Below are 13,350 nucleotides of genomic sequence, written 5' to 3'. Positions count from 1 at the left end.
AAAGGCTATTTACCGGCACTCAGGCGCTGCATGGGCGGTAGCAGTCTATCTCAGGTAGACGGGATGGTTGCCCAGGCCCTCCTTGAGAAAGTCCACCAGTTTTCGCACCTTGGGCGAAAGGTGGCGTTGTTGCGGGTACAGCGCCCAAACCGCGGTGTTGGGCGGTTGATGGGCTTCGAGTAACGACACCAGTGCGCCGCTGTGCAAATGCTCCAGCACGTAATAGTCCGGCAACTGGCAAAGACCGACACCTTGCAGGGCCGCATCCAGCACCGCTTGCCCGCTGTTGCAGCGCCAGTTTCCCTGTACCCGCTGGGAAAATTCGCGCCCGTCCTGGGCCAGTTGCCAAATATCCGAGCTGCCGATCAGGCAGTTATGCCGGCTTAACTCCGACAAGCTATGTGGCCGCCCGTACCTGGCCAGGTAGGACGGTGACGCGCACAGGTACATACGCCGCGGCGCGAGGCGGCTGGCAACCATGCGCGAATCCGCCAGGCGCCCGAGGCGAATCGCCAGGTCCAGGCCTTCGTGCACCAGGTCCAGCTGGCGGTTGGTCAATTCCACGTCCACGCGCAATTGCGGATAAAGCGCCATGAACCGCGTCACCAGCGGCACGATAAAACGCTCGCCGTAAGCCACTGCGCAGGTCATGCGCAACATTCCCTTGGGCTCGCTGGCCAGGTCGCCCACGGCGCGCAAGGCTTCTTCGCGACCGTCCTGCAATCGCTGGCAATGTTGCAGGAAGGTCTGGCCGGCTTCGGTCAGTGTCACCTTGCGCGTGCTGCGATACAGCAAGCGTGTTTGCAGGCGCTCTTCCAGTCGCGCGACCTGGCGGCTGATATGGGACGACGACACGCCCAGGCGCTCGGCGGCCGCGGTGAATTGGCTGCATTCGGCCACGGCGACGAACTCGTCGATGCCCTCCCAGCGGTTTTCCAGCATGTTGATTGTCCCTGTGCGGCAATAATGTTTTGCTTTTGTCTGGATTATTAATCAGATGAGCATGTTTTACACTGCCGGCCTTACGTTTTTTACCCGATGGAGAAACCGGATGATCAAGTCCCGCGCGGCCGTAGCCTTCGAAGCCAAGAAACCCCTCGAGATCGTTGAAGTGGATGTGGCCATGCCCAAGGCGGGCGAGGTGCTGTTGCGGGTGGTGGCGTCCGGTGTGTGCCATACCGATGCCTACACCCTGTCGGGCGCGGACCCGGAAGGCATTTTCCCGTCGATCCTCGGCCACGAAGGCGGCGCCGTGGTTGAAGCCATCGGCGAAGGCGTGACCTCGGTGGCGGTGGGCGACCACGTGATCCCGCTGTACACCCCGGAATGCGGCAAGTGCAAATTCTGCCTGTCGGGCAAGACCAACCTCTGCCAGGCGATTCGCGCCACCCAGGGTAAAGGCCTGATGCCAGATGGCACCTCGCGCTTTTCCTACAAGGGCCAGCCGATTTTCCACTACATGGGCACTTCGACCTTCTCCGAATACACCGTGCTGCCGGAAATCTCCGTAGCGAAGATTCCCAAAGAAGCGCCGCTGGAAAAAGTCTGCCTGCTGGGCTGTGGTGTCACCACCGGTATCGGTGCAGTGATCAACACCGCCAAGGTCAAGCCAGGCGACACCGTGGCCATCTTCGGCCTGGGCGGCATCGGCCTGTCGGCGGTGATCGGCGCGGTGAAAGCCAAGGCCGGCCGCATCATTGCCATCGACATCAACCCGGCCAAGTTTGAAATCGCCAGGCAGCTGGGTGCCACCGACTGCATCAACCCGAAAGACTACGACCGCCCGATCCAGGACGTGATCGTCGATTTGACCGACGGCGGCGTCGACTTTTCCTTCGAGTGCATCGGCAATGTCCAACTGATGCGTGCGGCCCTTGAGTGCTGCCACAAAGGTTGGGGCGAGTCGGTGATCATCGGCGTGGCCGGCGCCGGCCAGGAAATTGCTACCCGTCCGTTCCAGCTGGTCACCGGCCGCGTCTGGCGCGGTTCGGCGTTCGGCGGCGTGCGCGGTCGCAGCGAGTTGCCAAGCTATGTGGAAATGGCCCAGACCGGTGAAATCCCGCTGGATACGTTCATCACCCACACCATGGGCCTGGAAGATATCAACAAGGCGTTTGACCTGATGCATGAAGGCAAGAGCATCCGCACCGTCATTCACTTCTGAGGTCGGCCATGAGTCTGGAAAACCTGTCGTGCCAGAAAAGCTTCGGCGGCTGGCATAAACGCTACAAGCATCATTCCGACGTGCTGGGTTGCGACATGACCTTCGCCGTGTACCTGCCGCCGCAAGCGGAGCAGGGCGGCAAATTGCCGGTGCTGTACTGGCTATCGGGCCTGACCTGCACCGATGAGAACTTCATGCAGAAGGCCGGCGCGCAACGCATGGCAGCCGAGCTGGGGTTGATCATTGTTGCGCCGGACACCAGCCCGCGCGGCCCCGGTGTGCCGGGTGATCCGGACAACGCCTGGGACTTTGGCCTGGGCGCCGGTTTCTACCTGAACGCCACCCAGGAGCCCTGGGCCCAGCACTATCGGATGCATGACTACGTGGTGCAGGAGTTGCCTGCATTGGTCGAGGCGCATTTCCCGGCGTCGGCCAAACGCGGGATCAGCGGCCACTCCATGGGCGGCCACGGCGCGCTGGTGTGTGCCTTGCGCAACCCGGGGCGTTATCAGTCGGTGTCGGCGTTCTCGCCGATCAACAACCCGATGGATTGCCCGTGGGGCCAGAAGGCATTCTCCCGCTACCTCGGCGAAGAGCGCTCGAAATGGCGCGAATGGGATGCCTGCGTGTTGATCAGCGAAGCCTCGGAAAAGCTGCCATTGCTGGTGGACCAGGGCGACCGCGACGATTTCCTCGCGGTGCAGCTCAAGCCTGAAGCGTTGCAACAAGCGGCCAGGGCGGCGAACCATCCGCTGGAGCTGCGCCTGCAACCGGGCTATGACCACAGCTACTTCTTTATCGCCAGCTTCATCGAAGACCACTTACGCCATCACGCGCGCGCTTTGCTCGGTTAATGTGAGGCAAAAGTAGGTAGAATCACGCCCTGAATTAAATCGGGGCGTTTTTTTATGCGTATTGGCCACGGCTATGATGTGCACCGTTTCGCCGAAGGCGATTTCATCACCCTGGGCGGCGTGCGGATCGCGCACCACCACGGGTTGCTGGCTCATTCCGACGGCGACGTGGTGCTGCATGCCTTGAGCGATGCCTTGCTCGGCGCAGCCGCGTTGGGCGACATCGGCAAGCACTTTCCGGACACCGACCCGACCTTCAAGGGCGCGGACAGCCGTGTGCTGTTGCGTCACGTGGTCGGCTTGATCCATGCCAAGGGCTGGAAGGTCGGCAACGTCGACAACACCATCGTCGCCCAGGCGCCCAAGATGGCCCCGCATATCGAAACGATGCGCGCGCTGATTGCCGCGGATCTTCAAGTTGAGTTGGATCAAGTGAACGTAAAAGCCACCACCACCGAAAAGCTCGGGTTTACCGGTCGCGAAGAGGGCATTGCCGTGCACTCCGTTGCCTTGTTGCTGCGCGCATGAATGATCTGCAACTGCTGGGCCCGCGTGCCTATGGCGAGGCCTTGGGCAGCGCTGTTCTAAAGGCCACCGCTGAAGACTTCCAGGTGGATGAAGTGCTGGATATCCCGCTGACCGGCGAGGGTGAACACCTGTGGTTGTGGGTGGAAAAGCGCGGCCTGAATACCGAAGAGGCGGCGCGGCGGATTGCCAAGGCGGCGGGCGTGCCGTTGCGTACCGTCAGCTACGCCGGGCTCAAGGACCGCCAGGCGCTGACACGCCAGTGGTTCAGCGTGCAGTTGCCGGGCAAGGCGGACCCGGACCTGAGCGCGGCTGAAAACGACACCCTGAAGATCCTCAAGACCGGCCGTCACAAGCGCAAGCTGCAGCGCGGCGCGCATTCGGCCAACGGCTTTACCTTGCGCCTGACCCAGTTTGCCGGGGATGCGGCGGCCATCGACGCCCGCCTGCAACTGATCGCCCGGCAAGGCATTCCCAACTATTTCGGCGCCCAGCGTTTCGGCCATAACGGCGGCAACGTCGTCGATGCCCGTGACTGGGCGGCGCGCAAGGCCTTGCCGGAGCAGCGCAATGTGCGTTCGCGCCTGCTCTCGACGGCCCGCAGCTTCCTGTTCAATAAAGTGCTGGCGGCGCGGGTGGCCGACGGTTCCTGGCAGCGCGCCCAGGTCGGTGACTTGCTGGCGTTTACCGACAGCCGCAGCTTTTTCCCGGCGGGGGAGGCTGAATGCAGCGACCCGCGCCTGGCAATCCTCGACCTGCATCCCACCGGCCCGCAGTGGGGCGAAGGTGATTCGCCGGCGGCGGGAGCAACCTTCGCGCTGGAACAGGCGATTGCCGACGGTGAAGCCGAACTGCGGGATTGGCTGGTGAATGCCGGCATGAGCCAGGAACGTCGCATTCTTCGACTGCCCATTGGCGGGTTGACGTGGCATTATCCCGAACCTGACATTCTGCAATTGGAATTCGTCCTGCCGGCTGGATGCTTCGCCACTGTCTTGGTGCGCGAGCTTGTAGATCTGGTGCCGGTGGGGCAGACGGACAGCCCATGCGTATTCTGATATCTAACGACGACGGGGTCACTGCACCCGGCCTTGCCGCGCTTCATGCTGCGCTGGCGGATTACGCCGAGTGCGTGGTGGTTGCCCCGGACCAGGACAAAAGCGGCGCCAGCAGCTCGCTGACGCTCGACCGTCCGTTGCATACACAGACGTTGCCCAACGGCTTTATCAGCGTGAATGGCACGCCGACCGACTGCGTGCACCTGGCGATCAACAGCCTGCTGGACCGCGAGCCGGACCTGGTGGTTTCCGGGATCAACCTGGGCGCCAACCTGGGTGACGACGTGCTGTATTCCGGTACGGTGGCGGCAGCCCTTGAAGGGCGCTTCCTCGGTCGGACCTCGTTCGCTTTTTCGTTTGCGTCCCGTCAATTGGACAACCTGGCGACTGCGGCGTATTTCGCCCGCAAGCTGGTGGAGGCCCATGACACCCTGGTCCTGCCGCCGCGCACGGTGCTCAACGTCAATATTCCCAATCTGCCCCTGGACCACATTCGCGGTATCCAGCTGACCCGCCTCGGCCACCGTGCCCGTGCGGCAGCGCCGCTGAAGGTGGTCGACCCGCGTGGCAGGGAAGGGTACTGGATTGCCGCTGCCGGCGATGCCGAGGACGGTGGCGAGGGCACTGACTTTCATGCGGTGATGCAAGGTTATGTCTCGATTACCCCGTTGCAACTCGATCGCACCTTCAGTGATGCCTTCAGTAGCCTCGATGGCTGGCTGGAGGGGCTGCGCTGATGGCTCGTGAACAAGACGACCTGCTGCGCCGGGGCATCGGGATGACCTCCCAGCGCACCCGCGAGCGATTGATCCAGCGCCTGTATGAAGAAGGGCTGTCCAATGCCCAGGTGCTGGAAGTCATCAGGCGTACCCCGCGGCATCTGTTTGTCGATGAAGCCCTGGCGCACCGCGCCTATGAAGACACAGCCTTGCCCATCGGCCACAACCAGACCATCTCCCAGCCCTATATGGTGGCGCGGATGAGTGAGTTGCTGCTGGCGGCGGGCCCGCTGGACAAGGTGCTGGAAATCGGCACCGGCTCCGGCTACCAAACGGCCGTGTTGTCGCAGCTGGTGGAGCGGGTGTTTTCCGTGGAGCGCATCAAGGTGTTGCAAGACCGGGCCAAGGAACGCCTGGTGGAGTTGAACCTGCGCAACGTGGTATTCCGTTGGGGCGATGGCTGGGAAGGCTGGCCGGCACTGGCGCCATACAACGGCATTATCGTCACCGCGGTGGCGACCGACGTGCCCCAGGCCTTGCTCGATCAACTGGCTCCCGGCGGGCGCCTGGTGATTCCGGTGGGCTCCGGCGAAGTGCAACAATTAATGTTGATCATTCGCGAGGAAGAGGGCTTTTCCCGGCATGTGCTCGGCGCCGTGCGTTTTGTCCCGCTGCTCAACGGTCCGCTGGCCTGATCAATTATTCCTGCGTACTGAATTCTATTGCCGGGTATGTGTCTTACAGCGGGGTCTGTTGAGTCCACATCATCAGCCGTCGGAGTTAAACATGATGAAATTTTCTTTAGAGTCGTGTTTCCAGTAAAAACCCAACGGCCAGTTATACTTGCGTCATATTTCAAGCCTGATACAGGCGTTCATAGTCAGCCACCACAAAGGGAGCGGCGGGTGAGTCTCACGGTCATTGCACAGCGTATGAGTCAAACAAGCTTTCAGCGACTGGTGATTGGCCTTGTCTTGAGTTCCTTGCTGGCGGCTTGTTCAAGCACGCCATCCGGTGGCGCGCGGGTGGTCGACCGCAATAATGCGGTACCGCAGAAACCTACCGTTACCACTGGCCAATACGTCGTGCGCAAGGGCGATACGATGTTCTCGATCGCCTTTCGTTATGGCTGGGACTACAAGGCGCTCGCCGCCCGTAACAACATCCCTGTGCCGTACACGATACATCCAGGTCAGACCATTCGTTTCGATGGACGAACCGGTTCAACACCGACCGCGGTAGTCACAAACACGGCTTCTTCGCCGTCGTCTTCGAGCAAGACCACCATCATCACCCGGCCTGCAGGTACCGCCGCGCCTAGCGTTGCGAGCAAGCCGGCACCTGCGCCGATGCCGCCGGCGGGGCCCGCACCGACCGGCTGGGGATGGCCCTCAAATGGCATCCTTATTGGAAAATTCTCTTCAAACGGTAGTTTGAATAAAGGCATTGATATCGCCGGGGATTTGGGACAGCCTGTTTTAGCTGCGTCTGATGGGACAGTGGTGTACGCCGGGAGTGGTTTACGGGGCTACGGCGAGCTGGTCATCATCAAACACAGCGATACCTACGTCAGTGCCTACGGTCACAACCGCAGGCTGTTGGTTCGGGAGGGGCAGCAGGTCAAAGTCGGACAGACAATTGCCGAAATGGGGTCAACTGGTACAGACCGGGTGAAACTGCACTTTGAGATTCGCCGCCAAGGGAAGCCTGTTGATCCGCTGCAATTCCTTCCCCGTCGTTGATGTGTTGCACAGCCTGTTCCTCACGTAGTAGGAACAGGCTCCAGCGTTGCCAAGGATAAAGGCGTCGCTTGAGCTTGAGGTCGAACTCACCAAAGGACTATAACAATGGCTCTCAGTAAAGAAGCGCCGGAGTTTGACATCGACGATGAGGTTCTCCTTATGGAGACTGTCATCGATACGGAATCGATGTCGAATGAGGGACCTGCTGTACCTTCAGTTCGCACCAAATCCAAGAACTCCACCGCGTTAAAGCAACACAAGTATATTGATTACACACGGGCGCTCGACGCGACTCAGTTGTACCTCAATGAAATCGGCTTTTCCCCTCTGCTCACTCCCGAAGAAGAAGTCCATTTTGCGCGCTTGTCGCAAAAGGGCGATCCGGCTGGGCGCAAGCGCATGATTGAGAGCAACCTGCGACTGGTGGTGAAAATCGCCCGACGCTACGTCAATCGTGGGCTGTCCCTGTTGGACTTGATCGAGGAAGGCAATCTCGGCCTGATCCGGGCGGTGGAAAAGTTCGACCCTGAGCGGGGCTTCCGCTTTTCGACCTACGCCACCTGGTGGATTCGTCAGACCATCGAACGGGCGATCATGAATCAGACCCGTACGATCCGGTTGCCGATCCATGTGGTCAAGGAGCTCAACGTCTACCTGCGGGCGGCGCGTGAGCTGACACAGAAACTCGATCATGAACCTTCGCCTGAAGAAATCGCCAACCTGCTGGAAAAACCGGTGGGAGAGGTCAAGCGCATGCTCGGTCTCAATGAGCGAGTGTCTTCCGTCGATGTCTCGCTGGGTCCGGATTCGGATAAAACCCTGCTGGACACCCTGACCGATGATCGTCCTACGGACCCATGTGAGTTGCTGCAGGACGACGATCTGTCGCAAAGCATCGACCAGTGGCTTTCGGAGCTGACGGACAAACAGCGTGAGGTGGTGATTCGCCGCTTCGGGCTGCGCGGCCACGAAAGCAGCACCCTGGAAGATGTTGGCCTGGAGATTGGCTTGACCCGTGAGCGGGTGCGGCAGATCCAGGTCGAGGGCCTCAAGCGCTTGCGCGAGATCCTCGAGAAGAATGGCTTGTCGAGTGAGTCGTTGTTTCAATAAGCGACGCAGGATGAAATGTGGGAGCGGGCTTGCTCGCGAATACGGTGTTTCAGTCAGCCTATCTGGCGACTGATTCACCGCTTTCGCGAGCAAGCCCGCTCCCACATTTTTTTGTGCATGGAATTACATCGTGTGATTGGCAAATCCCGAGCACAAAAAAAGCCCCGCTTTGCTCGTTCCCACGCTCTGCGTGGGAACGCAGCCCAGGACGCTCCGCGTCCCAAGGCGTGACGCAGAGCGTCACAAGAGGCATTCCCACGCAGAGCGTAGGAACGAGCGGGCACAAAAAAGCCCCGCTTTTGAGGGCGGGGCTTTTCGACTAAATCAGTACAAGTTAGATAACTTGAACTTCTTCAGCTTGCATGCCTTTCTGACCGCGGGTAGCGATGAAAGAAACCTGTTGGCCTTCTTTCAGGCTTTTGAAGCCGTCGGATTGGATAGCTTTGAAGTGAACGAACAGGTCGTCACCGGATTGTGGAGTGATGAAGCCGAAGCCTTTTTCATCGTTGAACCACTTAACGGTACCAGTTTGGCGATTAGACATGGTGTATCTCCTTGGACAAAGTTAACTGCGACTCAGGAAAAGCCCTGGCCGAGACTGAGTGCAAAGAGCAGGAAAAATTCTTGGAGATGGTTGGATCGAAATTCAACATATCGTGTAGAGATTCTCAGTGACACAAGCAGCACAGTGGCGCCACCTTAACCCTTTTTCCGGAACGTGCCAATGGTATTTCCGAAGGTTTCTCTATTTTCGTGACTGGCGGCACCCTGATACCGCACCAACACCCCACAATTGAAGGTGCGCCCCGCCCAGCAGGGGCTGCGCGGCGCCAAGAAAAACAGCCGCCCCTTTGAACCACGGGGCCAGCCCCGGTAAGATGCCCAACAGAATTTTTTCACCTCGCTATTCAGGACACCCGCCATGAGCATCAAATCGGACAAGTGGATTCGCCGCATGGCGCAAGAGCACGGCATGATCGAGCCCTTCGTGGAGCGCCAGATGCGTGGCGAAGGCGCTGAGCGGCTGATCTCGTTCGGGGTTTCCAGCTACGGCTACGACGTACGCTGCGCCGATGAGTTCAAGGTGTTCACCAACATCAACTCGGCAACCGTCGATCCGAAAAACTTCGACGAAAAAAGCTTCGTCGACGTCAAGAGCGACGTCTGCATCATCCCGCCAAACTCCTTTGCCCTGGCGCGCACCGTCGAATTCTTCCGTATCCCGCGTAATGTCCTGACTATCTGCCTGGGCAAAAGCACCTACGCGCGCTGCGGCATCATCGTCAACGTGACGCCGCTGGAGCCGGAATGGGAAGGGCACGTCACCCTGGAGTTCTCCAACACCACCACCTTGCCGGCAAAAATCTACGCCAACGAAGGCGTGGCGCAGATGCTGTTCTTCGAATCCGACGAAGAGTGCGAAGTGTCCTATAAGGACCGTGGCGGCAAGTATCAGGGCCAGCGCGGCGTCACTCTCCCACGCACTTGATCGAATCGTCTTACAGGCTAAGGGAATTTGTCAGCGGGCATGCACTCTATTGGGTGTACTGCCCCGACGCGTGCACAACGCGCCGGGCCACGCTTGAGGAGTCCCCTATGAAGCTTGATCCGCGAATCAGCGCCGAACTCGCCCGGCTTGAACCCAACCAGATTGGTGTGATGGCCTGGTCCTTGATGGCCGATCCCGCCGCAGGCGGCATTCCCGGCCAGCCAGGTCCCGATGATCCCTGGCCCAACCAGCCTGAAGAGCCTGGCGAACCCACTCTCCCTGACGAACCGCCTCCCGCCCCTGTGGCCTGACTTCCTGCACGTGTCGCCAATGGTCAGTTGCTCAACGCACTGGCCATACTTCCTGGTCTCCGATCACGAAGATCCGGCCGCCTTCTTCCTGCGTCACTGAATAACCCCCGGTAAAAGCGCCGAACGCCGGTAGCAGGCTGACTTGGTTGCCGATCAGGAAGCACGGCAGGCGCAAGCTTTGCCGGCCCTTGCCCCGCAGGCGATACACCGGATGCACGTGCCCGGCCAGCACATGGTGGCTGGCATGGGGGTCGGGCTCGTGCTGCAAGGCAAACGGGCCCATCAGCAAGGGTTCGGTCACCACCTCAATGTTCAGATCGCCGGGCGGGTCGCCAGCGCGTTTGTCGTGGTTGCCGCGAATCAGCGTGAGCGCCACGCCTGCATGACGCTCACGCCAGGCTCTCAGGGCGTTCAGGGTGCCGCTGGCGTGAGAGCCGGGCCCGTGGAGAAAGTCGCCGAGAAAGATCACCTGCGCGCCGGGGAAAGCCGCCAACAACCGGTCCAGGCGCTGCAGGTTGGCCGTCGTCGTGCCCTGTGGCACTGGCTGGCCCAGGCTGCGATAGGCCGACGCCTTGCCAAAATGCGCGTCGGCGATCAGCAGGCACTTTCTCGCAGGCCAGTACACCGCCTTGTCCGCCAGCAACCACAGCGCTTCTTCCGCCAGATGTATCGGGTAATGAGCGGGCATCAGGGCTTCCCGTTATCGGCGACTTTTTCCAGATCCTTGACCATCCGCGCAATCCGCTCCGAGAGTTTTTCCGAGCTCAGGCTTTCCCGAAAACGTTCCACCAGCAGCGGAAAGGCCAACGGCGTAGGCCGTTTGATGCGATGCAGGTCCAGCTTCAACCCAGACAGGTGGCGCAAGGTCTCTTCCAGGCGACGAATATCCAGCTCATCCCGCAGGACTTCTTCCCCGGCCTGGGTCAGCAGCAGGTTCTGCGGGTCATATTGCTTGAACACTTCAAAGAACAAACCGCTGGAAGCCTGGACCTGACGCGTACTTTTCGGCGCGCCCGGATAGCCTGCGAACACCAGCCCGGCGATCCGCGCGATCTCGCGAAAACGTCGCAGGGCCAGCTCACCGGCATTCAGGCTGGCTACCACGTCATCCAGCAGATGATCCGCGCTCAGCAGTTCGCCGCCCAATAACTCAGGCCAATCCACTTCGGTGGCACTCAGCAGTTCCAGCCCATAGTCATTGACCGCAATCGAGAACGTCACCGCCTGCCGCCGGCTGACGCGCCAGGCCAGCAGGCTCGCCAGCCCCAGATGCACCTGGCGCCCGGCAAACGGATACAGGAACAGATGCCAGCCCTCCCGGGACTTGAGGGCCTCGGCCAGCAAGTGATCGCGGGTCGGCAGCCCGGACCAGCGCAGCTGGGTTTCCAGCAAGGGTTGCACCGCTTGCATCTCCGGGCCGAGATAGTGACCGTGGGCAGCCGCATCAAAGCGCTCGACCACCGCCTGGGCCAGCTCGTTGGAAAGAGGCATGCGCCCGCCGTTCCAGCGTGGCACGGCAGCCTTTTTCGCGGTGCTGCGCTTCACATAAGCCGTCATGTTTTCCACCCGTACCAACTCCAGCAAGCGGCCGGCGAACAGGAAACCATCTCCTGGCTTCAGTCGTGCAATAAAGCCTTCCTCGACACTGCCCAGGGTCTTGCCACCGCCGCCTTTGCTCCAGAATTTCAGCTGGATGCTGGCATCGCTGACGATCGTACCCACGCTCATGCGATGGCGCCGCGCCAGGCGTGCGTCGGGGACGCGCCAGATGCCGTGTTCGTCCGGCTCGACGCGGCGGTAATCCGGGTAGGCCGTCAGTGACAGGCCACCATGGCGCACGAAACCCAGGGCCCAGGCCCAATCTGCTTCGCTCAGGTCACGATAAGCCCACGCGGTGCGCACCTCCGCCAGCAGCTCATCCGGCACAAAGCCCCCGCCCAGCGCCATGCTCACCAGATGCTGCACCAGCACATCCAACGGTTTGTGAGGCGACTGGCGCGCTTCTATGCGCCGTTCAGCGATGGCGTCCTGCGCGGCAGCGGCTTCCATCATTTCCAGGCTGTGGGTTGGCACCAGCGTCACCCGCGAAGGCCGGCCCGGTGCGTGGCCGGAGCGCCCTGCGCGCTGCATCAGCCGGGCTACGCCCTTGGCCGAGCCAATCTGCAGTACCCGTTCCACCGGCAGGAAATCTACCCCCAGGTCCAGGCTCGACGTGCACACCACGGCCTTCAGTTGCCCCTCCTTCAGGGCTCGCTCCACCCAGTCCCGGGTTTCCCGGGACAGCGAGCCGTGGTGCAGGGCAATCACTCCGGCCCAGTCGGGGCGCGCGTCGAGCAGGGCCTGGTACCAGATTTCCGATTGTGCCCGTGTGTTGGTGAACACCAGGCAACTGCTGCTGGCATCGACTTCGGCCACCACTTGCGGGAGCATTTTCAGGCCGATATGGCCGGCCCACGGAAAGCGCTCGATAACCGGTGGCAACAGGGTGTCCACTCGCAACTGTTTGGTGGTTTGGCCTTGGACGTTGATCCCGCCGCCTTGTGGGATCAACACCTCCAACGCGTGGGCCTGATTACCCAGGGTTGCGGAAATGCCCCACACAATCAGCTCGGGTTGCCATTGCCGCAGGCGGGCGAGGGCCAGTTGCAATTGCACGCCGCGTTTGTTGCCGATCAGTTCGTGCCATTCGTCCACTACCACCATGCGCAGGTGCGACAGGCTGGCCTGGCTGTCGGCGCGGGCGAGCATCAGCGTGAGGCTTTCCGGGGTGGTAATCAGGGTGGTGGGCAGACGGCGGGTTTGGCGGGCGCGTTCGCTGCTGCTGGTGTCGCCGGTGCGCAGGCCGACGGTCCAGGGGATTTTCAGTGACTCGAGCGGGGCCTCAAGGGCGCGGGCGGTGTCGGCGGCCAGGGCGCGCATTGGGGTGATCCACAGGACGGCGAGCGGTTCCGCGGGGGCTTTGCGTTTGCGGGGCGTGGTTTCGGTGATGGCGAAGCGGTTGAGGGCGGCGAACCACAGGGCGTAGGTTTTCCCGGCGCCGGTGCTGGCGTGGAGCAGTCCCGACTGGCCTTCCTTGACTGCGTGCCATACGTCTTTTTGGAAGGCGAACGGTTTCCAGCCCTTGGCGGTGAACCAGTCTTTGGCGAAGTTGGGGGATTTGGCCATGCTTGGGGCTCTGGGGGGGTAATTCAGAGACCTTTGGGGTGGGGGAAAGGTTTAACTGCGATTTTTTTTGGGGGGGTGTATATCCGTTATTTAGGTAACGGCCGCCTATGGTTCCGCTCTTACAGCGGGTCACTTTTGGCAAACGCCCGGAATGCCGGCCCAGCCAAAAGTAACCAAAAGGTATCTGCCCCACCACTCGGTGCCTCGCTTAGG

General features: G+C 61.0%; 14 protein-coding genes. 10 read left to right on the top strand and 4 right to left on the bottom strand.

Features of this window, described 5'->3' with window-relative positions; genetic code table 11:
* Positions 1–45: 45 nt before the first annotated feature.
* Positions 46–942 carry a LysR substrate-binding domain-containing protein gene (locus tag HX817_RS00575; protein ID WP_003219287.1) on the bottom strand — a complete coding sequence of 299 codons (897 nt, stop codon included), beginning with the start codon at positions 940–942 and terminating at the stop codon, positions 46–48.
* Between the two features lie 109 nt (positions 943–1,051).
* Here HX817_RS00575 and HX817_RS00570 point away from each other — a divergent pair, with 109 nt between their 5' ends.
* The 8 genes from HX817_RS00570 to rpoS all read left to right on the top strand — a co-directional run bounded on the left by HX817_RS00570 (position 1,052) and on the right by rpoS (position 8,172).
* On the top strand, positions 1,052–2,164 hold the full coding sequence (locus tag HX817_RS00570; RefSeq protein WP_003219285.1) for an S-(hydroxymethyl)glutathione dehydrogenase/class III alcohol dehydrogenase: 1,113 nt from the start codon (positions 1,052–1,054) through the stop codon (positions 2,162–2,164).
* Between the two features lie 8 nt (positions 2,165–2,172).
* Positions 2,173–3,018, top strand: coding sequence for an S-formylglutathione hydrolase (gene fghA / locus HX817_RS00565; RefSeq protein WP_003219284.1), 846 nt, complete (start codon positions 2,173–2,175; stop codon positions 3,016–3,018).
* Positions 3,019–3,072: 54 nt separating this feature from the next.
* Entirely contained in the window at positions 3,073–3,546 is a 474-nt protein-coding gene (ispF, locus tag HX817_RS00560) for a 2-C-methyl-D-erythritol 2,4-cyclodiphosphate synthase (RefSeq protein WP_003219282.1), read from the top strand.
* Positions 3,543–4,601, top strand: a complete 1,059-nt coding sequence (gene truD, locus HX817_RS00555; protein WP_003219280.1) for a tRNA pseudouridine(13) synthase TruD — start codon at positions 3,543–3,545, stop codon at positions 4,599–4,601. The genes ispF and truD overlap by 4 nt, the downstream gene beginning before the upstream one ends.
* The gene (gene surE / locus HX817_RS00550; RefSeq protein WP_003219278.1) at positions 4,589–5,338 is read left to right on the top strand and encodes a 5'/3'-nucleotidase SurE; all 750 of its coding nucleotides are present in this window, start codon (positions 4,589–4,591) and stop codon (positions 5,336–5,338) included. The genes truD and surE overlap by 13 nt, the downstream gene beginning before the upstream one ends.
* 41 nt (positions 5,339–5,379) lie before the next feature.
* Positions 5,380–6,015, top strand: coding sequence for a protein-L-isoaspartate(D-aspartate) O-methyltransferase (locus HX817_RS00545; RefSeq protein ID WP_010176736.1), 636 nt, complete (start codon positions 5,380–5,382; stop codon positions 6,013–6,015).
* A gap of 210 nt (positions 6,016–6,225) precedes the next feature.
* Positions 6,226–7,062, top strand: a complete 837-nt coding sequence (locus HX817_RS00540; RefSeq protein ID WP_032898924.1) for a peptidoglycan DD-metalloendopeptidase family protein — start codon at positions 6,226–6,228, stop codon at positions 7,060–7,062.
* Between the two features lie 105 nt (positions 7,063–7,167).
* On the top strand, positions 7,168–8,172 hold the full coding sequence (gene rpoS / locus HX817_RS00535) for an RNA polymerase sigma factor RpoS (RefSeq protein ID WP_003219274.1): 1,005 nt from the start codon (positions 7,168–7,170) through the stop codon (positions 8,170–8,172).
* Positions 8,173–8,506: 334 nt separating this feature from the next.
* Here the strand turns inward: rpoS and HX817_RS00530 are convergent, their stop codons facing one another.
* Positions 8,507–8,716 carry a cold-shock protein gene (locus HX817_RS00530; RefSeq protein WP_002554837.1) on the bottom strand — a complete coding sequence of 70 codons (210 nt, stop codon included), beginning with the start codon at positions 8,714–8,716 and terminating at the stop codon, positions 8,507–8,509.
* A 378-nt stretch (positions 8,717–9,094) separates the two neighbouring features.
* Here HX817_RS00530 and dcd point away from each other — a divergent pair, with 378 nt between their 5' ends.
* Together dcd and HX817_RS00520 are read left to right on the top strand one after the other, a co-directional pair.
* The gene (gene dcd / locus HX817_RS00525; RefSeq protein WP_003219273.1) at positions 9,095–9,661 is read left to right on the top strand and encodes a dCTP deaminase; all 567 of its coding nucleotides are present in this window, start codon (positions 9,095–9,097) and stop codon (positions 9,659–9,661) included.
* Positions 9,662–9,768: 107 nt separating this feature from the next.
* On the top strand, positions 9,769–9,972 hold the full coding sequence (locus tag HX817_RS00520) for a hypothetical protein (protein ID WP_003219272.1): 204 nt from the start codon (positions 9,769–9,771) through the stop codon (positions 9,970–9,972).
* A 31-nt stretch (positions 9,973–10,003) separates the two neighbouring features.
* On the opposite strand, the gene pdeM is transcribed toward HX817_RS00520, so the two are convergent.
* Positions 10,004–10,660 carry a ligase-associated DNA damage response endonuclease PdeM gene (pdeM, locus tag HX817_RS00515; RefSeq protein ID WP_177039605.1) on the bottom strand — a complete coding sequence of 219 codons (657 nt, stop codon included), beginning with the start codon at positions 10,658–10,660 and terminating at the stop codon, positions 10,004–10,006.
* Positions 10,660–13,137: a ligase-associated DNA damage response DEXH box helicase gene (locus HX817_RS00510; protein WP_177039604.1), complete on the bottom strand. Its 2,478-nt coding sequence runs from the start codon at positions 13,135–13,137 to the stop codon at positions 10,660–10,662. The genes pdeM and HX817_RS00510 overlap by 1 nt, the downstream gene beginning before the upstream one ends.
* Positions 13,138–13,350 lie beyond the last annotated feature (213 nt).

The organism is Pseudomonas sp. C6002 (assembly GCF_013385805.1).
Classification (GTDB): Bacteria; Pseudomonadota; Gammaproteobacteria; order Pseudomonadales; family Pseudomonadaceae; genus Aquipseudomonas.
This window is presented reverse-complemented; position numbering and strand designations above follow the sequence as displayed.